The sequence below is a fragment of the Streptomyces sp. NPDC005303 genome (genome assembly GCF_040607335.1).
Classification (GTDB): Bacteria; Actinomycetota; Actinomycetes; order Streptomycetales; family Streptomycetaceae; genus Streptomyces.
The window spans coordinates 281,763-302,629 of sequence record NZ_JBEXGM010000005.1; the positions used below are offsets into that span (position 1 = coordinate 281,763).

General features: G+C 70.9%; 21 protein-coding genes and 1 pseudogene. 14 read left to right on the forward strand and 8 right to left on the reverse strand.

The genetic code is table 11. The annotated features are described in order from the left end of the window. Positions 1-48 precede the first annotated feature (48 nt). On the reverse strand, positions 49-2,988 hold the full coding sequence (locus tag ABZT93_RS11090; RefSeq protein ID WP_356102064.1) for a SpoIIE family protein phosphatase: 2,940 nt from the start codon (positions 2,986-2,988) through the stop codon (positions 49-51). A 188-nt stretch (positions 2,989-3,176) separates the two neighbouring features. Between ABZT93_RS11090 and ABZT93_RS11095 the strand changes: the two genes are divergently transcribed. From ABZT93_RS11095 to ABZT93_RS11125, 7 genes and pseudogenes are all read left to right on the forward strand, one after another. Continuing rightward, positions 3,177-3,464, forward strand: a complete 288-nt coding sequence (locus ABZT93_RS11095) for a hypothetical protein (protein WP_356102067.1) — start codon at positions 3,177-3,179, stop codon at positions 3,462-3,464. A 228-nt stretch (positions 3,465-3,692) separates the two neighbouring features. Beyond that, a pseudogene (locus tag ABZT93_RS11100) lies at positions 3,693-4,096 on the forward strand (DSD1 family PLP-dependent enzyme); the annotation flags it as partial. A gap of 230 nt (positions 4,097-4,326) precedes the next feature. After that, the gene (locus ABZT93_RS11105) at positions 4,327-6,129 is read left to right on the forward strand and encodes an acyl-CoA dehydrogenase (protein ID WP_356102070.1); all 1,803 of its coding nucleotides are present in this window, start codon (positions 4,327-4,329) and stop codon (positions 6,127-6,129) included. Between the two features lie 108 nt (positions 6,130-6,237). Continuing rightward, a complete protein-coding gene (locus ABZT93_RS11110) occupies positions 6,238-6,600 on the forward strand; it encodes a metalloregulator ArsR/SmtB family transcription factor (RefSeq protein ID WP_356102073.1) in 363 nt (120 codons plus the stop codon). Further along, entirely contained in the window at positions 6,593-7,231 is a 639-nt protein-coding gene (locus ABZT93_RS11115) for an SRPBCC family protein (RefSeq protein WP_356102076.1), read from the forward strand. The genes ABZT93_RS11110 and ABZT93_RS11115 overlap by 8 nt, the downstream gene beginning before the upstream one ends. 95 nt (positions 7,232-7,326) lie before the next feature. After that, the gene (locus ABZT93_RS11120) at positions 7,327-8,121 is read left to right on the forward strand and encodes a maleylpyruvate isomerase family mycothiol-dependent enzyme (RefSeq protein ID WP_356102079.1); all 795 of its coding nucleotides are present in this window, start codon (positions 7,327-7,329) and stop codon (positions 8,119-8,121) included. A 126-nt stretch (positions 8,122-8,247) separates the two neighbouring features. Then, positions 8,248-8,775, forward strand: coding sequence for a hypothetical protein (locus tag ABZT93_RS11125; RefSeq protein WP_356102082.1), 528 nt, complete (start codon positions 8,248-8,250; stop codon positions 8,773-8,775). Between the two features lie 226 nt (positions 8,776-9,001). On the opposite strand, the gene ABZT93_RS11130 is transcribed toward ABZT93_RS11125, so the two are convergent. After that, positions 9,002-9,565, reverse strand: coding sequence for a hemerythrin domain-containing protein (locus ABZT93_RS11130; RefSeq protein WP_356102085.1), 564 nt, complete (start codon positions 9,563-9,565; stop codon positions 9,002-9,004). Between the two features lie 261 nt (positions 9,566-9,826). Here ABZT93_RS11130 and ABZT93_RS11135 point away from each other — a divergent pair, with 261 nt between their 5' ends. Continuing rightward, positions 9,827-11,017, forward strand: a complete 1,191-nt coding sequence (locus ABZT93_RS11135) for an amidohydrolase (RefSeq protein ID WP_356102087.1) — start codon at positions 9,827-9,829, stop codon at positions 11,015-11,017. Between the two features lie 7 nt (positions 11,018-11,024). Here ABZT93_RS11135 and ABZT93_RS11140 read toward each other — a convergent pair whose 3' ends face one another. From ABZT93_RS11140 to ABZT93_RS11160, 5 genes are all read right to left on the reverse strand, one after another. After that, positions 11,025-11,750 carry a metallophosphoesterase gene (locus ABZT93_RS11140; RefSeq protein WP_356102091.1) on the reverse strand — a complete coding sequence of 242 codons (726 nt, stop codon included), beginning with the start codon at positions 11,748-11,750 and terminating at the stop codon, positions 11,025-11,027. Next, a complete protein-coding gene (locus ABZT93_RS11145) occupies positions 11,747-12,028 on the reverse strand; it encodes a BON domain-containing protein (protein WP_356102094.1) in 282 nt (93 codons plus the stop codon). Before ABZT93_RS11145 ends, ABZT93_RS11140 begins: the two co-directional genes overlap by 4 nt. Then, positions 12,025-12,705: a hypothetical protein gene (locus ABZT93_RS11150; RefSeq protein ID WP_356102097.1), complete on the reverse strand. Its 681-nt coding sequence runs from the start codon at positions 12,703-12,705 to the stop codon at positions 12,025-12,027. The genes ABZT93_RS11145 and ABZT93_RS11150 overlap by 4 nt, the downstream gene beginning before the upstream one ends. Positions 12,706-12,852: 147 nt before the next feature. Next, entirely contained in the window at positions 12,853-13,176 is a 324-nt protein-coding gene (locus ABZT93_RS11155) for a hypothetical protein (protein ID WP_356102100.1), read from the reverse strand. 100 nt (positions 13,177-13,276) lie between these two features. Further along, positions 13,277-13,846: a 3'-5' exonuclease gene (locus ABZT93_RS11160; protein WP_356102103.1), complete on the reverse strand. Its 570-nt coding sequence runs from the start codon at positions 13,844-13,846 to the stop codon at positions 13,277-13,279. Positions 13,847-14,110: 264 nt separating this feature from the next. Here ABZT93_RS11160 and ABZT93_RS11165 point away from each other — a divergent pair, with 264 nt between their 5' ends. Both ABZT93_RS11165 and ABZT93_RS11170 read left to right on the forward strand, forming a co-directional pair. Beyond that, a complete protein-coding gene (locus ABZT93_RS11165) occupies positions 14,111-16,132 on the forward strand; it encodes a DUF1996 domain-containing protein (RefSeq protein ID WP_356102236.1) in 2,022 nt (673 codons plus the stop codon). 231 nt (positions 16,133-16,363) lie between these two features. Next, on the forward strand, positions 16,364-16,582 hold the full coding sequence (locus ABZT93_RS11170; RefSeq protein ID WP_356102104.1) for a hypothetical protein: 219 nt from the start codon (positions 16,364-16,366) through the stop codon (positions 16,580-16,582). 287 nt (positions 16,583-16,869) lie between these two features. Here ABZT93_RS11170 and ABZT93_RS11175 read toward each other — a convergent pair whose 3' ends face one another. After that, positions 16,870-17,796, reverse strand: coding sequence for a GNAT family N-acetyltransferase (locus ABZT93_RS11175; RefSeq protein WP_356102106.1), 927 nt, complete (start codon positions 17,794-17,796; stop codon positions 16,870-16,872). Between the two features lie 504 nt (positions 17,797-18,300). On the opposite strand from ABZT93_RS11175, the gene ABZT93_RS11180 reads away from it, so the two are divergent. Genes ABZT93_RS11180 through ABZT93_RS11195 form a run of 4 tightly spaced genes read left to right on the forward strand, consistent with a single transcriptional unit; the run spans position 18,301 to position 20,840 of the window. Then, a complete protein-coding gene (locus ABZT93_RS11180) occupies positions 18,301-19,488 on the forward strand; it encodes an ATP-binding protein (protein ID WP_356102109.1) in 1,188 nt (395 codons plus the stop codon). Beyond that, positions 19,485-19,886: a roadblock/LC7 domain-containing protein gene (locus ABZT93_RS11185; RefSeq protein WP_053853026.1), complete on the forward strand. Its 402-nt coding sequence runs from the start codon at positions 19,485-19,487 to the stop codon at positions 19,884-19,886. Before ABZT93_RS11180 ends, ABZT93_RS11185 begins: the two co-directional genes overlap by 4 nt. Next, positions 19,883-20,260, forward strand: a complete 378-nt coding sequence (locus tag ABZT93_RS11190) for a DUF742 domain-containing protein (RefSeq protein WP_007386762.1) — start codon at positions 19,883-19,885, stop codon at positions 20,258-20,260. Before ABZT93_RS11185 ends, ABZT93_RS11190 begins: the two co-directional genes overlap by 4 nt. Continuing rightward, complete coding sequence (locus ABZT93_RS11195) at positions 20,232-20,840, forward strand: ATP/GTP-binding protein (protein WP_007386763.1); 609 nt, start codon at positions 20,232-20,234, stop codon at positions 20,838-20,840. Before ABZT93_RS11190 ends, ABZT93_RS11195 begins: the two co-directional genes overlap by 29 nt. Positions 20,841-20,867 lie beyond the last annotated feature (27 nt).

The window sequence follows — 20,867 nt, forward strand, 5'->3', positions numbered from 1 at the left end:
CAGGAGGCGAGGGGCGTCACACGGTGTGACAGACCCTCCAGACCCTCCTCACAGTGATCCCGACGGCGTCGTGCGCCGGGTGGCGAGCAGCAGTGCGATGTCGTCGGGGCGGTCCTGGGCGTGCCGGGCGCTCGCCGTGAGTCGGTCCGCAATGCCCGCCAGGGACCGGCCGCCGGTTCGGGCGGCCGGAGCGCCGGCCTTCGCGAGGGCCACCCGCAGTGCGGTGATCCCCTCGTCGATGTCGCTGCCGGGCCGTTCCACCAGTCCGTCGGTGTAGAGCGCCAGGATCGCGCCGGGCTCCATCTGGAGTTCGGTCACCGGATAGCGGGCCCGCGGGGCCACCCCGAGGACCACCCCGCCGGGCAGGTCCAGGACCCGGGTGCGGCCGTCGGGGCTGCGAAGCAGGGGCGGCGGATGTCCGGCGCGGGCCGCTCTGGCCCGTCCGGTGGCGGGGTCGAGCCGGATGTAGCAGCAGCTGGCGAACAGGCCGGGATCGAGGTCGATGAGGAGATGGTTGGTGCTGCTCATGACCTCGTCCGGTGGCCGGTCGTCGAGCGCGAACGCCCTGACCGCGCTGCGCAGCTGGCCCATGGTGGCCGCCGCCTGCACGCCGTGCCCCTGGACGTCCCCGATGACCAGGGCCAGCCCGTCACCGGATTCGACGACGTCGTACCAGTCACCGCCGACGTCCATCCCCGCGGTGCCCGGCAGATAGCGCCCGGCGGTCTCCAGCTGCGGGTGCGCCGAGAGACGGCGGGGGAGGAGCGCCTGCTGGAGCCCACGGGCGAGCACCGTCTCCGACTCGTAGCGCTGTGCCTTCTCCATGGCGTGGGCGATGAGTCCGGCCAGCGCGGTGAGCACCGTGCGCTCCTCGGTGCTGAAGCTGCGCCGCCGGTCGAAGCCGAGGATGCAGGAGCCGACCGGGCGCCCGGAGGCGATCAGCGGCAGGAAGGCCCGGGCGCCCTCGGTGGCGTCCAGGGCGATACCGGGATAGGCGGCCGCCAGCTGTTCCATCGAGTCGAAGAACAGCGGCCGGCCGGTGGTGAGGGTCTCCACGCCGGGCAGGCGCGTGCCCAGGTCCACGCCGTCGAAGGGCGCGAGGAAGCCCTGGGGGAAGCCGGTCTCCCACTCCAGGTACAGGTGCCGTTCCTGCAGCAGGTAGATCGCGAGCCGACGGCCGCCGAACGCGGGCAGCAGCTCCCGCACCACGACCGCGGACACCTGCCGGGCGGTGACCGCCTCGGTCAGGGCGATGGCCAGCGCGATCGGCCGGTACAGAGGCGCCAGTGGGCTCGCGCCCGTCTCGGGCGACACCGCGGGCTCCTGTCCCGCGGGACCGGCCGACACCCGGCTAGTGGGCCGGATCGTGCAGGTCAGCCGGTCCGGTCCGGGATACACGGACAGGGCGAGCCAGTCGCCTTCGTACGGCTGCGGGGCGGACGCGGCGTCTTGAGCGGGCGGCGGTGACCCGGTGTGCTGGGCGGGTTGCGGTGGGCCGGGGTTCCGGGCGGATCGTGGTGACTTGGTGTGCGGAGCGGAACGTGGTGGGCCGGTGTGCGGAGCGGGTGATGGTGGCTCGGGACCCGTAGCGGACCTCGGTGACCGGGAGGCGGGAGTGGACTGCGAGGGGCCGTTGTGCGGAGCGGGTGGTGGGCCTGCGTGCGGAGCGGATTGCGCGGACTCGGTGCCCTGAGCGGGCTGTGGCGGCCCGGCGTTCGAGGCGGATTGCGGTGACTCGGTCTGCGGAGCGGGTGGTGGCGGCCCGGCGTTCGGGGCGGATTGCGGTGACTCGGTGTCCGGAGCGGGTGATGGTGACCCGGTCTGCGGAGCGGGACGCGGTGACCCGGTGTTCTCAATGGGCGGCCGTGGCTCGGGCTCCTCCGCGGACGGCCGTGCCAGATGGAAATGGACCGGGTCCGGGGTGAGGAGGGCCGCTCGCAGATGGTCCTCGAACTCGGGGCGGGCCAGCCACGGCACCGCCTGCCATAGGTCACGGCCGACGAGCTCGGTACGGGGGCGGCCCAGGAGCTGGGCGGCGCGCGGATTGGCGTAGACGACCAGGCCCAGCCGGTCCACACAGAACACGCCGTCGGGCAGCAGGTCGGCCGCCGAGTCCGCGGTGGGGGCGGGGCCCGGGGCCACGACGACGCCACGGACCGCGGGTGCGGCGGGCGGGTCGTAGGCGTTCCACAGGTCCAGCAGGCGCAGTTCGCCGTCCTGGTCACGCAGGTAGAGCGGCAGAGCGGGAGGACGGCCCGCGGCGGTGTCCCGCAGGGAGGCCAGGATGCGGTGCGCGTCGCTGGGGGCCACGGCCTCGGCGAACGCTTCGACCGTCCCCCCGAACTCGCTGGGCGGCACGCCCAGGAGGGTGTGCAGGTCCTCGTCCAGGGTGATGTCGGCCGTCTGGGGGTCCCAGGAGAAGCGTCCGACACGCCCCACGGACATGGAGGCGGTCGGGGGCCGCAGGCACAGGGGCTCGCCCTCCCAGGCGACCTGGTCCGGGTCTTCGTCCTCCAGGCCCCGCAGCGCCTCGCCCAGCTCCTGGGCGAGGCGCACCACACGGTCGCGGCCGGACAGCACCTCGGCGGCGTCGCTGACGGCGGGGCGCAGCACGGTCAGCACACCGAAGGTCGTGGAACCGCCGACGACGGGCACGTAGAGCGAGCCGAACTGGAACGGCAGTCCGGCGGCGAACTGCGGGTAGCGGCGCATCGTCTCGGTGGCGTTCGGCAGGACCACCTGGACGCCGAGCCGATAAGCGTCGGCGACGGGGAAGGGGCGGTCGGCGTGCAGCCGCCACCAGGGGCGGAACAGCGGCCCTGGCAGTCCCGACAGGACGGCGAGCCGTAGCAGTCCGGGCGTGCGGGAGCGCAGATAGACCCCTCCGGCGTGGCCGCCGGCCGCACTGACCGCCTCAGTCGAAGCGTCGATCAGCAGCGCTGCCAACCGCCCGGCCGTCGGGTCTGCGTCCTCGACGCTCCCAGTCATCGGCCCTACCTAGTCCGTGCACCGTCCCGCGGGCGACACAGCAAGAATGCGCCACAAGGACACCGGCCGCACCCGGGCGGCCCATATGTACATCTCCCTCGCCCTGCTGGACAACCGCTGGTCGGACTTTTGGGCTGAATATCCAGATCTGGACAATCAGTCCATTCGAGTCCAGGGGCGGAGCACCGTTGAAGGACATCGTCGACTTCCCGGGCCTGCGCGGGGTGGTGCTGCCCGACCTGCCCGACTTGCCCGACCTGCGGGACCCGCGGCACGCGAGCCGGGTGCCGGGGAACGCCGAGCACGGGCTGTCGCGCCACCACGTTCTGGAGGTCGGCACCACGAACGCCTACCGGACCGCCGCGGCCCACGCCCTCGCCGTCGACCTGCCGGCCCGTCCGGGCGCCACCACCTTGGCGGTCTTCGGTACCTGCCACCAGGCGGCCCACGAGGTACGGGACGCGGCCCGTACCTGATGCGGGCTGTCGGCCGGGGGCGGGCCTGTCAGTGAGGTCCTGGTGGTCGGACGCACGGCCGAGCGGGCCGAGCGGACCGCGGCGGCACTGGCCGCACAAGGCCACCAGGCCCGTGCCGCGGGCGCCGAGGAAGCCTGCGCCCGGGCCGACTCCCCGCCGCTGTTCGAAGTCTCCTGGGTCCGTCCCGGCACGCACCTGTCCTGCATGGTCGCCACGCCCCCGGCAACGTCCACAAGGTCCGGCGTCACCTTGCGGTCCCATGTGACGACGGCCAAGAGCCTCGACGTCGCCGTCCTCCTGCACGAAGGCGGCCGTCCCTGCCCGGTCGCGGTGTCCACCCTGGCCGAGGCGAAGGCGTTCGACGCCGGCGGTTACACCGGCATCACCTGTGCCACCGGTATCAACCCCCACAAACTCCCGCGTGTCGTAGCCCTGTTGAGGAGAGCGAGATCGACTGTTACGGTCACCGCGGTGGCCGCGGGCCCGAAGCGCCCGCTCTCCCAGAGATCGGCCGCGTCCTGCACGAAGCGGGCTGCCTGGACGGCGTGTTGACCCACGCGATGACCCACGCGGGCGAGTCCTGTATCGCCTGGACCGCCGAGGGCCGGCGCCGGACTGCGAGGAACGAGCGCGCCGCGGATCAGGTCGGCCAACCCGCCATGGCCGACACGCCGAGGCCGTGACCGATGCCGCTCCGACGCGCGGGCGTAAAGTGCCGTGTGGGAGGGGAATCACCCTTGTGCAGATCGTGGCTTGTGGTATTGGAGAGGCCGTTTAAAGGGTAACTACCACCACGCGCCGGAGTTCAATCGTGGTGATGATCATGATGTGATCAGGGGGCACCTCGGACTACGTTGCCGCTGTGATCACCTCTCAACTCCCCGTAACGACACCCTCGCTGACCGAGACGGCCGCGATCCGGCACCTCCTCTTCGGTGCGCAGGCCGAGACCCACGAACCCTGGCGCCGCCTGTTCAGCTCCGACGTGTTCGCCTACCACGAGGGGCTGACCCACCAGGAGCGCACGGAACTGTCCTATCAACGCCTACGCACGGTGAACGCGGCGGTGCCCGATCCCCAGGCCCTGGCGCGGGACCCGGTCGCCCTGAGTGCCCTGCACGAGTGGGCCGGGGTGGTGGACGCCGGCATGACGACGATCGCCAGCATCCACTACAACCTGTTCCTCGGCAGTCTGCTCGAACACGACCACGAGGGGCGGGACTTGGGCCCCTACCTGCGGATGGAGCGCATCGGCACCTTCTTGTGCACCGAGCAGGCGCACGGCAACGACGCCCCGCAGTTGGAGACCACCGCGACCCTGGACCGGGACACGGGCGGGTTCGTGCTCACCACCCCGACGCGGGGGGCACGCAAATGGATGCCCAACACCTCCGTGGCCGGTGGCCCCAAGGACGCCCTGGTCGCGGCCCGTCTGGTGATCGACGGCAAGGACCAGGGCGTCTTTCTCTTCCTGACCTCGCTGACCGACACGAACGGTCGTCATCTGCCCGGCGTGGAGGTGGAGTTGCTGCCCCAGACGGCCAGCAGCCCGGTCGACCACTGCGCCACCTCCTTCCACGGGGTGCGGCTGCCGCGGACGGCCATGCTCCAGGGGGAGCACGGTCGGCTGACGGACGAGGGTGAACTCGTCTCCTGCCTGGGGAGTCCGCGCAAACGGTTCCTGCGCTCCATCGGCCGCGTCACCATGGGCAAGCTGTGCATGAGTGCGTACAGCCTCGGGGTGACGCGGCACGCCCTGGCCGTCGCCGTGCGCCACGCCCATCAGCGGGTCACCTCGGGCATGACCAGTGGGCAGCGGGTACCGCTGTTCAGTCATCGCACCCACCACGCTCCGCTCGTGGAGGCACTCGCCACCACCTACGCCGCCACCTTGCTGCAGCGTGCGGTCGTACGGCGATGGGTGCAGGCGGCGGAGGACGAGCGCGAGGACGCCGAGCGGCTGGTGGCCGTCGCCAAGGGCTGGATCACCTGGCAGGCCCGCGCCGTGATGACCGAGTGCCGCGAACGCTGCGGCGCACAGGGCCTGTTGCTCTCCAACGGCATCGCGGGACAGCTCGCGGCCAACGAGGGCACGATCACCGCGGAGGGCGACAACACCGTCATCTGGGTCAAGGCGGCCGGCGAGATGCTGCTGGGCGGCTTCACCCCGAGGCCGCCCAGTGAGGTACCCCCGGCCACCCGGAGCCTGCACGATCCGGCCCACCTGCACGACCTGATGGGGGACCTGGAGCGAATACGTCACGAGCGGGCCCGGGTGCGACTGCGCGCGAAACGGGCCGGCTCGCCGCTCGACCGCTGGAACGGCGCCTCCGGAGCGGCGCTGTCCCTGGTCGACGCCCACGTCCACCGGCTGGCCGCACAGGAACTCCTCGCGGCGGCGGGGCAGGCCGCCGACCCGCAGGTGGCTCTCCTGCTGGATCATCTCCACCGGCTGTTCGCCCTGCGCTATGTGTCCGCGCACAGCGGGGAGCTGCTCGCACACGAGCGGCTGACCGCCGAGCAGGTCCGGTATCTGCCGGAGGTGCTGGAGGCCACCGTCGCCGCGCTGGTGCCGCACGCCCTGACGCTCACCGAGGCCTTCGCCGTGCCGGACGAGGTCGCCGCGCGCCATCCCATGCTGGGATCCGAGGTGGTACCGGCGTGACCGTCCCCACCACGTCCTGAAGCACCGGCAAGGGCCGGGGCCGCGGAGAGACTCCGTGGCCCCGGCCTCTTTCTTAAGCCCTGGCTTATATAAGCGATGGATGGCATAGTGGATCGCGTGCACGCGTTCGACGTACTCGGGGATCCGGTCAGGCGCCGGATATTGGAACTGCTCGCCGCAGGGGAGCAGGCGTCGGGCGAGGTCAGTGCCGTGATCCGGGACGAGTTCGGGATCTCCCAGCCGGCCGTCTCCCAGCATCTGAAAGTGCTGCGGGACAGTGGCTTCGCCTCGGTGCGCGCCGACGGCAACCGGCGGCTGTACGCCGTCGAGGCCGCCCCGCTGCGGGAGGTCGATGCCTGGCTGGAACGCTTCCGGGGCTTCTGGGACCAGCGGCTCGACGCGCTCGGAACGGAGCTCGCGCGAGGCGAGCGCGAGCGCAGGCTGCGAGGAGAGGTGAGCGAGCATGAGTGAGATCGCTGACGCGATCAACCGTATGCACCGCCGGGTCGGCACCCGGCAGGTCGAGGCCGGCGAGGCCCGGACGGTCCTGCTGCGCCGTACGTACGACGCGGAGATCGCCGACGTGTGGGACGCGGTGACCTCTCCCGAGCGGATCGCGCGCTGGTTCATGCCGGTCAGCGGCGAGCTCAAGGTCGGCGGCCGCTACCAGCTGGAGGGCAACGCCGGCGGCGAGATCCTGGACTGCGTGGAACCCGAGCGGTTGCGGGTGAGCTGGCTGTACGGCCCCGACCCCGGCTTCAGCGAGGTCGAGGTGCGCCTCACACCCGAAGACGGGGAGCGCACGGTCCTCGAGCTCGAGCACGTGGCCGTCGTACCGGACGACTTCTGGGACCAGTTCGGGCCCGGTGCCGTCGGAGTCGGCTGGGACCTGGGGCTCTACGGACTCGCCCTGCACCTCGCGGGCGGTGGCCTCAGCAAGGAGGAGGCCGCGACCTGGCACACCACGCCGGAGGGCAGCGCCTTCATCACCGGCTCGGGCGAGGGATGGGGCCGGGCGTACGCCGCGTCCGGCGCGGACCAGGAGACCGCGGCGAGGACGGCGGCCGCGACCATCGCGTTCTACACGGGGACGGAGGCCTGACACCGCTGCCCGGCTCAGGCGGTGCGTCCCCCTCTATTCGCTGGTGCCACCCGAAGCAGTCAGGTTGAGTGGCGGGAACGACGAATCGTGCAGCGATGGGGGAAGCGTTGTTGACCTTCGACGAGTATTGCGACGCGATCGTCGCCCAGACGGATCTGCTCGCCCAGCACATCGAGGGCGCCGACGCGAGTGCTCCGGTCCCCACCTGCCCCGGCTGGCACCTCGGACGGCTGCTGCGGCACGTGGGCGGTGACCACCGGTGGGTGCAGGACATCGTCGGGACCCGGGCCACCGAGCCGATCGACGACGACATGGTCAACGACCCGGCCGCCTACACCCACCTCGACGACTCCGTGCTCGGCGGCTGGCTCGTCGAGGGCGCCACGAGACTGGCCGACATCCTGCGTGCGGCCGGACCCGACCTCCCGGTGTGGACCCCCGCCGACGAGCAACTCGTCCAGCAGTCCGCGATGTTCTGGGCCCGGCGCATGACGTACGAGACCCTGCTGCACCGGGCCGACGCTGCCCTCGTGACCGGGGTGGAGTTCGTGGTCGAGGAGTCTCTCGCGGTGGACGCCGTGGAGGAGTGGCTGGAGTTCTCCACCGTGCCGGAAGCCTACGAGCCGCTGCCGGGTGTGCCGGAGCTGCTCGGGCACGGGCGGACCCTGGGCTTCGACGTCGGAGCGGCGGGGGAGTGGCTGCTCGACCTGGGCGGAGAGCGGCCGGTGTGGCGGCACGGGACCGGCCCGGCCTCCGTGCGCGTGCGCGGGCCGGTGACAGACCTGCTCCGGTTCCTCTACGCCCGCCCGGCGCCCGGTGTCGAGACGCGAGGGGACTCGGAGCTGCTGGATCTGTGGCTGAAGCGCACCCGGTTCTGGCTGGAGGCGTAGCCGGGCGAGGGGGCCGGTGTGGCCGAAGCCACGTGCCGGGTGCGACCGGAGCCATGTCGTCCTGGTGGAGCCGCGGGCTACCGTTCGCGCAGTCCTCTCTCCCACCAGCACCTCGGGCGGCCCGCAGTGCAAACAGATCTCTCCCCGGTCATCGCGGCGACCGCTCACTGGATGATCCGCGCCTATCCGCCGACGGGCGGTGCGCTGGCCGCCGCGCTGTGCGAGGTGCAGGCGCGGCAGGCCGTGACGGTGGCCGCGTGGCTGCGCTATCCGACGGCGATGGACGCCGCGCTCGTGGGCATGGCCGGTCCGGGCGGCTCCGCCCGTCTCGACTGGGTCACCGGCGCGGACGCCACTGCCGAGCGGGACGCCGAGGAGCATGCCTGGCGTACCTGGGTGGACGAGGTCGTGGCCAGCTGGGCGGCCTGTCTGCTCGGCGACCCCGTACTCGCCGAGCGGGCCGTGGCCGACATCGCGCGGGGCGAGCACACGACGGGCTCACCGGCCGCGTTCCGCCGTCTGCTCGCCCCGGACGCCACGGACCGCGATGCCGCCGCCCTGCTCCGCCACCCCGACCTGCTCGCCTCGGTGGCCGGGCTGCACCGGGGCGAACTACTGGACCGGCTGGGGTCCGACGAGGCGCTCGCCGCCTGACGGGCGTTCCAGAAGGGTGGCGTGGAACGCGTAGGACGTTCCACGCCACCCTTCTGATCGAACGCAACGATGACGGTCGAGCGCACACGCTCACGGGGCAGGCCATGTTCGTGCCGTCGAAGGTCGATCGTCGAAGGCCGCCCGTCAGCCGTCGCCCGTTGACCTTCGACGACACCGAGGTCGGCTACGCCCTGCCGGAGCCCCCGGCCGCCTCCCCGGAAATCACTCAGTCCTGCTTGCCCCGACCCGAGAGCGCGTCCCGCAGCCGGTCGACCAATCCGGCCCCCGGAGCGAGCAGCTTGTTCGCCGGAGGAGTGTCCGGGGCCGACGGGTGCGGGCGGGTCGGCGCCATCTTCTTGGCGCGGCGCACCTTGTCGCCCAGTTCGTCCAGCTCCTTCTCCGAGCATGCGACACGCAGCTGCGGGAAGAGGGTCTCCTCCTCCTCGGCGATGTGCGAGCGGACCTCGCTCATCAGCTCACCGATGAGCCGGTCGAACTCTGGATCGTCCGCCTCACAGCTCTCCAGGTCCTTCATGAGCTGCTCGGCCTTGGAGTGGTCCTCGATCTCCCGGTCCGCCATGGTGTTCCCGTTGACCAGGTGCTCCCGGACCGCCGGGTAGAGGTACTCCTCCTCCGCGACGGAGTGCCGGATCAGCTCCATGGTGGCCTGGTCGGCGTAGACCTTCCGGTTCTTGTCACCGGGCGCCAGCGCCTCGATCTTCCCGAACAGCTCCTCGACCTCGTGGTGATCGGTCACCAGCTCGTCGATGACGTTTCCTCCGTGTCCCATGTTCTTCCACCTCCGCCCCCCGGGTGCCCTCAGCTGCACCCCCTATGCCTGGTCACAGGCTTGTCAGGGCTTGTGGGGACAATCGTTTTGATCAACGTGTCGTCCAGTACCTCTGGTGCAGCGTCCGCGGGTGGCAGGCCGGCGCCGACTCCGGCAGCCGCCAGGTTGGGCCCCGGAGCGGCAACGGTGCCCGGGTGTAAGTCGGCCCGCTCGAAGGAACCCGCACCAGGACACAGCCGTACGACGCTCTGGGAGGCATTTGTGACCGACGCCGTGGACGAGGTGCTCGCGCGAGTGCGCGGAGAGGTGGCCGCACGGGCGGATCGGCTGTGGGACATGGCGCGGATGCTGCACTCCGACCCGGAGTACGCCTTCGAGGAGCACCGGGCGGCCGCGCTGCTGTGCGGCGAACTCGAATGGGCGGGATTCAAGGTGCAGCGGGATGTCGCCGGACTCCCCACCGCCTTCACGGCCCGCTCCGGCACCAGGGCGCGCCCCGCGGTGGCCCTGATGCTGGAGTACGACGCCCTGCCCGGCCTCGGCCATGCCTGCGGCCACAATCTGATCGCCGCGGCGGGCCTGGGCGCGGCGCTGGCCGCCCGGGCGGTGCTCGACCGGGACGCGGGCACCGTGTGGGCCATCGGCACGCCCGCGGAGGAGGGCGGCGGAGGCAAGGTCGCCGAGACCGACGCCGGGGTGTTCGACGACGTCGACGCGGCGCTGATGTTCCACCCCGGCGTGCACAGCTGGCAGTGGGCGCCGCTGACCGCGCAGGCCCAGTACCGCGTCGGGTTCCGGGGGCGTGCCGCCCACCCGACCGGGAATCCCACGGAGGGCATCGACGCGCTCGCCGCACTCATCCAGCTGTTCAACACGCTGGCCGTGATCGGGCGCAGGCTGCCCGAGGGCTCGCATGTGCAGGGGATCGTCACGGACGGCGGCAAGGCCACCAACATCGTCCCGGAGTACGCGGAGGGCCTCTTCGGTCTGCGCGCGCTGACCACGGCCGCTCTGGAGGACCTGGCCGGGGAGCTGCTGACCTGCGCCCAGGGGGTGGCACGGGCGACGGGCACGACGGTCACGGTGGAACGGGCGACTCCGCGCTACGAGCACTTCCGGGACAGCACGGTGCTGTCGGCCCGGTTCGCCCGGCACCTGGCGGGGACGGGCATCGAGATGACACCGCCCGCGCCGGGCGTCTACCTGGGCTCCTCCGACGTGGGCAACGTCAGTGGACGGGTGCCCGCCATCCACCCCTTCGTGGCGATCATGGAGGAGGACGGTTCGGACCACACGCCCGAGTTCGCCGTCGCGGCCGGTTCCGAACGCGGCCGACAGGTGATGCTGGCGGCGGCGGAGGCGCTGGCCTGCACCGCGGTGGAGGTCCTGCTGCGGCCGGAGCTGCGGGACGCGGCGTGGGAGGGCCACGATCGGGCTTCGGCCCGCAGCTGAGGAACCGTCAGTCGGCGTGCAGGTGGTACACGTTGAACGCCCGCCGGATCACGGGCTGGGCCACGTTCCGCACCCGCACGCCGCCGGCCGTCATCCCGTGCTCGGTGCCCGCGTGGGCGTGTCCGTGCACGCTCAGGTCGGCGCCCGCGGTGTCGATCGCCTCGGCCAGCAGATAGCTGCCCAGGAACGGGTAGATCTCCGGCGGCTCACCGGCCAGTGTGTCGGCGACGGGGGAGAAGTGGGTGAGCGCGACCCGGGTCCCGCAGCCCTGCCGCTCCAGGTCCTCCAACGCGGTGCGCAGTCCGTCCGCGCAGCGCCGTGAGTACCGTACGAACTCCTTCATCAGGGGCTCGCCGAACTCCCCGGCGCTGCGGCCCACGAACCCCCCGCCGAACCCCTTGGTGCCGGCGATGCCCACGCGCGTGTCGCCGCACTCGACGACCGTCCCCTCGCCCTCCAGAACCCGGACACCGGCGTCCTCCAGGAGGGCCGCGACCTTCTCGGGCTGTTCGTCGTGGTGGTCGTGGTTGCCGAGGACCGCCACGACCGGCACCGGAAGGTCCCGTACCTCCTGGGCCACCACCCGGGCCTCCTCCGGCGTGCCGTGCCGGGTGAGATCCCCGGCCAGCAGGAGCAGGTCGGCGCAGTCGGGCAGGGTCTCGAAGGCGGGACGCAGCACGCCTTGGCTCTCCAGGCCCATGTGGATGTCCCCCACGGCGGCGACGCGGATCACGGCAGCTCCTCCGCATGGTCGGGCGTGACGGTCTCCGCGACCACCACGTCGGTGTGCACGGACAGCCCGGCCAGTTCCTCGCGGACGGTCCGCAGTACGGTCTCCCGGCACTGCGCGGACGGCACGGTGCCGGTGACCACGACGGCCCCGGCCCGCACCTCGGCGCGGACCCCCAGCTCGCCGAGTTCCTCTGCGGCGAGCCGGTCGCGCAGGTGGGCGACGCGGTACTCGACGTTCTCCTGCGGGTGCTCGGTGTGTTCCTCCAGGGGCCTGTTCATGGCCGTTCCTCCTTCGTGCGCGGCTCGATGACCTCCAGCCGTTCCAGGAAGTAGAAGAACGCGTCCGGCATCGGTGCGTCCCCGCAGCCCCGGCGTACGGCGTCCCAGTCGACCTTCTCCCGCAGTGCGCGGGCGATCGGGAGGACGGCCCCGAAGTCGCAGTGGTGCTCGGAGAACGCGGACAGCAGGCTGTGCAGCAGGTCGGTCGGGGACAGCACGGGCATGAACACCGAGTCCACCGAGAGTTCGTCGGTCCGCGCCAGCAGCTCCCTGGTGACCGGCTGGTGGGCCAGCTCGAAGATCAGGTCGACCTGCTGGCCCATGCAGTCGGCCTTCAGCAGCCAGTCCTCCGGGGGTGTCCGCACCTCCAGACCTGCCTCACGGAGGGTCTCGGCCACGTTCGGAGCGTCCTCGGGGAGGATGGCGAAGTCGACGTCGTGCTGAAGATTCTGGGCGCCGCCATGCGCGTACACGGCGACACTGCCCGCGAGCGCGAACGGATGCCCTTCCCGTTTCAAAATCGCGCCGACCTGCTTGGCCGCCTCCAGGATCGCCTGGTTGCGGTCGACGGGCAGACTCGAGGCGAGCGCGGCGGCGCCCCCGGTCGCTCCGGTCGCCAGTCGCAGTCCGGCGACGCCCCCGTGGCGGTCGACGTCATCGTCGGCGTGCTGCGTCATCAGTGCCCCCTTCCTGGCCGGCCCGCACCCGAGGGGCCGTGACGGGAGCCCCGGGTACCCGGGGGGACGGCTTCGACACGGCGGCACGTCGGGTTCGGGGCGGGCGGGGCTCGGGCTTCGGGAGGTGAGCTGCGGTGAGGGGGTGGGTCAGCTATGGGCCGGTCGTGGCCTCGGCCTTCGGCCGGTGGGCGCGTTGGCCTGCGGACAGGGGGCGGGCTGGGTTCCGTAAGTGGTCGCGTCGGGTTCCGGCGGGGTGACTGGTTCGGCCTTCAGCCGGTTGGAGCATCGGTGGCGGAAGCCCGCGGCCCCGGCCAGGCGGGCCCGCAGCTCTGGCGCGGTGTACACCTCGGTCGAGCAGCCTCCGGGCTCGCAGTAGCGGCCGGTGATCGTGGTGTCGTAGATCATCGTCGTCATCGGGATCCGCTCCAGCGCCGTGAGCGCCCGGACTTTCTGAAGGAGGCTCCAGGCCACGGGGACGAGACTGAGTTCTGCAGACGAGAAGGCGGCCGGACCGGATGATCTGCTGCGGCCACGACGAGGGTGCCGTCGTCCGACTCGGTGACGTGCTCCCTCATTCCGAGGGCCACCCGCCCCGCCCCGCCAGATGCAGCACGAGGGCCGCGATGTTCCACGCGTCGTCCTCGCCGCGATGATGCCGTCCTTCGAGGGGCAGCCCGGCGATCCCGAGGGCCTGCGCCATGCCGGGGCGCTTGCGCAGGCCGTGCGCCTCGGTGAAGACCGCCTTGGCGTTGGTGTGGCGGCTACCGAAGGGATACGGCGTCCTCGTGGCCCCGCACTGCCGGGTGAACTGATGACGGTCGTAGTCACCCCAACTCGCCCACGGGCGCGCACCGGAGGCATGCTCGGCGGCGAGCAGGCGGCAGGCCTCCCCGAACGACAGCCCCCCGTCGACCTCGTCCTGGGTGAGGCCGGTCAACTCCGTGCAGAAGGCGCTGACTTCGGACCGGGCGGGACGCACCAGGATCCGGTGTCGTTCGACCCGCTCGGCGGTCGACAGGTCGACCACCGTCAGCCCGATCTCGATGATCTCGCCGACCGCGCCCGGGGGAGGGGAGCCGGGCCAGCAAGTGGCTTCGACGTCCACGACGTTCAGGGGGCGCCCGGTGCCCGTGCTGTTCATGACGAGAACCGTAGGGGTGCAGATGTGTGCGAGTCACCTCGTTTTCCCTGCACAGAGGTTCGGGAGAGGGTGATGGAACCCGGAGTTCCGTATGAGAGTGCTGTGAATTTCCGAGGTGCTTGAACACGAGGGGCCCGCCGTCCGTATGGGGCGGGGGATTTGCATGCCCGGAGAGCCGACACGCGCAGGAGTACTTCCGTGGGACGCAGCAATCGCAGACGACCGACCGGCGCACGACGTGCGACCTTCGCCGCAGTGGCCCTGATGCTCGGGGGTGGTGGCTTGGTCGCGGCGAATGTGTACGCCTCCGCCACGGAGAGCGGCACACCGCAACAGACGTCATGGGGAGCCGTGACGATCGACTGCCCGGACGTCGGGGACGCGCTCACCAGCGTCCCGGACGGGGCGAGGGCGGACGTCGACAAGGAACTCGGCCTGCTGGACCAGCAGATAGCCGAGGCCTACCAGCAGCTCCAGGACCCGTCGGTGCAGGACCGCGAGTCCGCTCAGAGTCGTATCGTCGACCCGCTCCAGGAGAACCGCGCCGCCACGATCCAACGCATCAGCGCCGCGCTCGAACGCACGGGAGAGCAGCCGGACGGCCTCGGTGACATGGCCGACTGCACCCTGCGCGAGACCGAGAACGAGAACGGCGACGGTCAGGACCAGCAGCAGGGCGACGGCCAGGGCGACGGTCAGGATCAGGGAGACCAGCAGGGCAACGGCCAGGACCAGGCGGGTCAGCAGGGCGACGGTCAGGACCAGGGCGGTCAGCAGGGCAACGGCGGGCAGGCGGGCAACGGCCCCGTCGCCGCGGACTACGCCGACATCAACAGCGCTCCGCCCGCCGCACAGGCGCCGCCGGCTCAGGGCGACGCCTCCCGCGGCACCTTCGTCACCAGCTGCGGTGTGAACGCGAACGGTCTGTTCAACTCGGACAACGTCATCGTCGCCCCGGGTGTCTCCAACGGTGCCCACCACTTCCACGACTACGTCGGAAACCAGTCCAACACCGCTTTCGCGAGCGACCAGGACCTGGCGAACGCCCAGACGAGCTGTGCCGACCAGGGCGACAAGTCCACGTACTACTGGCCTGTGATCCGGCTCCAGAACGGAACGCAGGAACAGGACGCCGACAAGCCCGGCGGCGGCATCGAGGGCAACGCCGGCAAGATCGTCACGCCGAAGGAGGTGACGCTGACGTTCGTGGGCAACCCCCGCAGCAAGGTCACCGCGATGCCGCGGCTGCTGCGCATCATCACCGGCGACGCCAAGGCCTTCGTCAACGGCACCGCCAACGCCAACGCGTCCTGGAGTTGCACCGGGTTCGAGGACCGGCAGCTGAAGGACAAGTACCCGCTGTGCCCGCAGGGCAGTGACGTGGTGCGCACCTTCAAGTTCCAGAGCTGTTGGGACGGGCGCAACATCGACAGCGCCAACCACCGCACCCACGTGGCGTTCGCCCGGAACGACGGCACCTGCCCGGACGGCTTCGAGGCCATTCCGCAGCTGGTCCAGCGGATCGTCTACGACGTCGACGCGCCGAGCCTGAACGACGGCGGCCGTACGACTCCGCTGTTCGCGGTCGACTCGTTCCCGGAGCAGCTCCACAAGCCCGTCACGGACCACGGCGACTTCATCAACGTCTTCGACGAGAACCTGATGAACGAGATGGTCGGCTGCATCAACGACGGCCGTAAGTGCGGCGCGGGCACGGGCCAGGACGACCCGGGCAACGGCGGCGGCAACGACAACGGCAACGGCAACGGCAACGGCGACAACGGTGGCGGCGACAACGGCAACGGTGGCGGATCCGCCCCGGACCCCGGCGCCGGCCAGGACCCGGGTAACGGCAACGGCAACGGCTCCGAGGACACCCCCGGCAACGGCAACGGCAACGGCAACGGCAACGAGCCGCAGCCGACGCAGACCGCCGAAGCACCCGCAGGCGACCAGACCACCGCCCCCGCCGACAACGAGCCCAAGACCTACAGCTCACCCACCATCCGCAGCACGACCGCCTCTTCGGCCGAGGCCGGGAACGCCAACGGCAACGGCAACGGAAGCGACAACGACCAGGCAACTCAGCCCAGTCCCTCGGACGACACCGCCACCGACGTCCCCGGTGCCGTCGCCCAACCCCCGGTCGCCGCACAGCCCGAACCGCAGGGCAACCAGGGCAGTCTCGCCGAGACCGGCGCCCAGCTGTGGCCCGCCGCACTCGGTGCGCTCCTTCTGATCTCCGGCTTCGTTCTCCTACGACGCACCAGCCGCCGCTCGATGTGACACCGGCGGCACGAGCGAGAAGCAGGGGTGGCTGTCCGCCGCACGGCTCCACCGGCGGACAGCCATGTGGCCGACATGCCACCTCGACATCGACGTGGTCATTCTGGATCCGGGAAACCGAATTCGGACCGTACCCTCGGCGGCCGTCTCGGGAGATGCCGTTGTACGTGGAAACCGAGCTGAACAACGGCGACCGCTGACCCCGGCGGGGCGAATTCACGGTACCGCTGCGTGGCCCTGCCACCGGTACGTGGACAGCAGCACGGGAAGCGGGGGACCGTGGGCGCGGTGACGCTCGACCGGCCATGGCGTCCGCACCCCTGCCTCACGGCACCGTCCCCGACGACGGCCGGGGCGGTGGCCCTCACCCTGGTCGACCACCGTGCCCTGGGCCTGGACGCCACGGTGGGCAAACGACTTCCCAACACCCTGACATATGGCTATCGGTGACGCTCCGTCATCTCATCGACCACACGAGTGGTCTGCCGGACCACTCCCGGAGCGACGGGTTCATCAACGAGCTGCGGGCCGACCCCCACGCCGTACGACGACCTTCTGCGCCGTCCTCCGGTACGAGACCCGACGGCCACCGTTCACCGGCCTTCTCGGTCACCGCCCCGATCACCCGTTCCGCCGACGCGGAAGGGCTCCGGAAATTGCGTGCCGTTCAGGAGAAATTCGTCTGCGCATTGCTGAGCGGCAGGAATTGACACTGGTCTCCGAAGCCCATTGAGAATTCAACTCACCACGATTTCCCAGGTGTCCACGGCGTAATGCACCGACATTCCGTGGCGCGCGTACAACGCGGGGGCCCCGGTGGCGTTCTCGGTGTCCACGCCGAGCCCCACGGTGTCCCGGCCCCGGGCCGTGAACGCCGCGAAGGCCTGACGCAGCAACAGCCCTCCGAGGCCCCGGCCGCGGGCCTCGCGGACGACTCCGACGCTGCGGATCCACCCCATGGCCTCGCGGTCGTCGCGGGCGATCAGGAATCCGACGTCCCCGAGGTCCTCGGTGGAGACCAGCCATACCAGGGACCAGTCGAGCCGGTCGGCGTGGATGTCGTGCAGCCACTGCTCGGACGGGCGCGGCTGGAAGTCGAAGTGCTCGGCGAAGGAGGCCTGGTAGAGGGCGTGCGTCTGCTTCCGGTCCGCTTCGTCGGCGCATGCCCGCACCCGCACGCCTGCGGGCGGCACCGGGGCCAGGTCCTCGGTGGCCCGCAGCGCCCGCTCCAGCACGTGGTAGCGGCGTACGACCGACCAGCCGCGCGCCCGTATCAGCGCGAGGTCGGTTGTGGGCGCCGAGTTGAGGTGCAGATGGAGTACGGCCTTCGAGGCGCCGTTCGCCCGGGCCTTCTCCAGGGCCCTGGACTCGGCCGCCTCCAGGAGGAGTTCACCGGCCTCCTGGTGGTCGGGCAGCACGTAGTGGTCGGCGTCGATGCGCTCACCCTTCGAGTCGTCCCACACCAGTGCGTACGCCACCAGGCGCGGTCCGTCGAAGGCCAGCCAGGAGTCGCGGTCGAGGTCGGTCTCGGGGTTCTCGAGGTCGGACTCCACCGTGTGCAGATCGGTCTCGGGCTGCCCGATCTCGATCCGGTCGATCTCGTTGAGCAACTCGGTGACGGCCGGCGCGTCGGTGGGCGCGGCAGCGCGCAGGAGATAGGGCATGGGGGCAAGGGTCCGGGGCGGGGTGCGGCGGTCGCAAACGAGTTTTCCGCGAGCGGGGAGGAAGCGTTCTCCCGGCCTTGGTAGGGTGCGCCTGTTGATCATGGACGAGGGGCCGGAACCGGGCATCCCCGTGCGGACACCACCGCGACGTCCATCGCCCTTGCGTGCCTGCCGGCCGGCGTCGCCCTGTCGGCCTCGGACCCGTATCCGGTGTGGGCGTGGACCGCTGACCGGTGCCGATGAGGCCTTTGCGGGATCTTTGTGGAGAGTCGTCAAGTGTGGCGCCTGGTAAGCCTGTTGACTATGGGGCTACTGATAAGATCATTACACTTTTCAGTAGGCTGATGACGCGTCATACGCGCGTACGGGGGACAGCCAAAACGGCCCCATCGTGAAGGAGTGACGGTTGGTCCGCCGGTAACGTCCGCGCCGCACAGTGGCGGGCATTTCCGGGGGCCCATGCATGGTCAGTCTCCCGACGCGAGGCGACTTGAAGAGAGTCTCATGACGTCATTGTTCGAAGATCCACTCCTGTGGGTCCTGCTCGTGGTACTCATCGCTGCGGTTTTCGCAGTGATGCGCGCACGGAGAACCAACATCCAGCTCCGCGCGAACAACAACAAACTGCACGGCGACATGGCGAGTGTGCGAGGTCAGCTCGCCGAGCTCCAGACGACCTACTCGTCGGTGAGCGCCCGGCACGCCGCGGATCTGGAAGAGGTGCGCAAGGACGCCGAGTCGGCGACCAAGGCGACGCTGAAGTCGGCCGTCGGTACCCTGGCCACCCTCGCAGAGGAGCAGCTGTCCCTGCTCGACGGACTCCAGCAGAAGTACGGCGACGACCACGCGGTCCTCGCCGACCTGATGCTGGTCGACCACACCGGCAGCCAGTTCAGCCGCCGTACCAAGGGCATCTCGGTGCTCTGCGGCGGCTGGCTCGGCCGACGTGACCGGGACGCCTCGGTCTACGACGTCGCCCGCAGCGCCCAGGGGCGGATCCGCGACTTCGAGCGGGTCAAGGTCCACTCGCAGGCGAGCGTCGCGATCACCAGCCGGGCGGTCGAACCGGTCGCCATGGTCCTGGCCGAACTGCTGGACAACGCCACCAAGTACAGCGCCCCCGGCACCCCCGTCGAGATCAACATCCAGGCCGTCCCCACCGGGATCTGCCTGATCGTCGACGACGCCGGTCTCGGTATGGACCAGGAGACCAAGGCCCGCGCCGCGTCCCTGCTGACCAGCGGCGGTTCCGTGGACATCACGAGCCTCGGCGACCCGCCCAAGTTCGGCTTCGCCCTCTCCGGGAAGCTCGCCGCCCACTACGGATTCCACGTCTCGGTCGACGCGGTCTCCCCCTACGGAGGCGTGCGTGCCGTGATCCGGGTGCCCGAGAACCTCCTGACGGCGGACGTGCCCGCACCCGCGCCCATCGAACTCGACGAGCACGAGGGCGAGCCCGCGGCGGCGAAACCGACCCCGGTCGCCTCCCTCGTCGTCGGACAGACGGCCGGAGGCCTGCCCAAGCGCCGTCGCCGCCGCAACGGCGCCGTGTCCGTGGTCGCCTCGCCCAGCGCGGACGTCCCCGACCTGGACGCGGCCGGCGAGGAGACCGCCTCACGGCTCAAGGCATTCGCTCGCGGAACCCTGCTCGGGCGGGACTCAGACAACACGGAAGGACCTCAGAACCAGTGAATCCCGACCTGTCGTGGGTGCTGAACGACGTGCTCGAGGTACGCGGAGCCCGGCACGCCATCCTCGTCTCGGCGGACGGCCTGCTGATGCAGCGGTCCGACGGCATCGTCCGTGACGACGCGGAGCGGAACGCCGCCGCGATGAGCTCCCTGCAGTCCCTGTGCCGCAGCGTCGCCCCCTTCGTGGGCGGCGGCAAGGGTCTCTGGAAGCAGACACTGATCGAGTTCGACGGCGGATGGATCTTCCTCATCGCCGGGGGCAGCGGTTCCTACCTCGCCGTCTCGACCGCCCTGGACGTCGACATGGAGGCCATGTCGATCCGGATGCAGAAGACCGTGGGCGCGCTGACCAAGGCGATGAGCGCCACGCCGCGCCAGCACACCGGCGTAGACGCATGACCTGGCCAGGCGAGGACGCTCCGGTAACCAGCGACTTCGTCCGCTCCTACGTCATCACGGGCGGCCGTCGTCTCCCCTCCGACGACGACCTGGCCCTGCACACCCTGGTGTGCCTGGCCCCCGACCGGACCCTGCCCCTCGGGGCCGGACCCGAGGTACGGGCCATCTGGGAGCTGTGTTCGGGCGGCTACCTGTCGGTCGCCGAGGTCGCCGGGCATCTGGGACTGCCCGTCGGCGTGGCCCGACTTCTGCTGTCCGATTTATTCGAGCAGGGGCACCTCCTGCGCCGCGCTGAACCGGCCCCCGCCCAGCACGTTCCCCGAGCGATACTCGAGAAGGTTCTGCATGGACTCGAAACCCTCAACATCGGCTGACCCCGGGGCGAACGGCTCCATCTACGTCTCCGCCGACGTGACCACCGCCGCGAAGATCCTGGTGGTCGGACACTTCGCCGTGGGCAAGACGACCTTCATCGGGTCCTTGTCGGAGATCACTCCTCTGCGCACCGAGGAGAAGATGACCCAGGCGTCCATGCACGTCGACGACCTGCGCGGGGCACCGGAGAAGGCGACCACCACCGTGGCGCTGGACTTCGGCCGGCTGACCCTGAGCGACGAGCTGGTGCTGTACCTGTTCGGCACCCCCGGACAGCAGCGCTTCATGCAGTTGTGGGAGGACATGGCCCGCGGCGCACTCGGCGCCCTGCTCCTGGTCGACCCCTCCCGGCTGGAGGAGACCTTCCCGGTCATCGACCTGATCGACGAGTACGGCCTCGAGTACGCCATCGCCGTCAACACCTTCTCGCAGACCAGCCACTTCGAGGAGGACGAGATCCGCGAAGCCCTCGACCTGCTTCCGGACACCCCCGTCATCTACTGCGACGCCCGCGACCAGCGTTCCTCCGCCCGGGCCCTGATCGCCCTCGTGCGTCACCTCCTCGACCGCGCCGCCTGAACCACCACCCCCCGCCCGGGCCGCACG

Coding starts and splice junctions, on each gene's coding strand:
- ABZT93_RS11090 (WP_356102064.1), bottom strand. CDS start 2,988: ATGACTGGGAGCGTCGAGGACGCAGACCCGACGGCCGGGCGGTTGGCA.
- ABZT93_RS11115 (WP_356102076.1), top strand. CDS start 6,593: ATGAGTGAGATCGCTGACGCGATCAACCGTATGCACCGCCGGGTCGGC.
- ABZT93_RS11120 (WP_356102079.1), top strand. CDS start 7,327: ATGGGGGAAGCGTTGTTGACCTTCGACGAGTATTGCGACGCGATCGTC.
- ABZT93_RS11130 (WP_356102085.1), bottom strand. CDS start 9,565: ATGGGACACGGAGGAAACGTCATCGACGAGCTGGTGACCGATCACCAC.
- ABZT93_RS11145 (WP_356102094.1), bottom strand. CDS start 12,028: ATGAACAGGCCCCTGGAGGAACACACCGAGCACCCGCAGGAGAACGTC.
- ABZT93_RS11150 (WP_356102097.1), bottom strand. CDS start 12,705: ATGACGCAGCACGCCGACGATGACGTCGACCGCCACGGGGGCGTCGCC.
- ABZT93_RS11160 (WP_356102103.1), bottom strand. CDS start 13,846: ATGAACAGCACGGGCACCGGGCGCCCCCTGAACGTCGTGGACGTCGAA.
- ABZT93_RS11165 (WP_356102236.1), top strand. CDS start 14,111: ATGCTCGGGGGTGGTGGCTTGGTCGCGGCGAATGTGTACGCCTCCGCC.
- ABZT93_RS11175 (WP_356102106.1), bottom strand. CDS start 17,796: ATGCCCTATCTCCTGCGCGCTGCCGCGCCCACCGACGCGCCGGCCGTC.
- ABZT93_RS11180 (WP_356102109.1), top strand. CDS start 18,301: ATGACGTCATTGTTCGAAGATCCACTCCTGTGGGTCCTGCTCGTGGTA.
- ABZT93_RS11190 (WP_007386762.1), top strand. CDS start 19,883: ATGACCTGGCCAGGCGAGGACGCTCCGGTAACCAGCGACTTCGTCCGC.
- ABZT93_RS11195 (WP_007386763.1), top strand. CDS start 20,232: ATGGACTCGAAACCCTCAACATCGGCTGACCCCGGGGCGAACGGCTCC.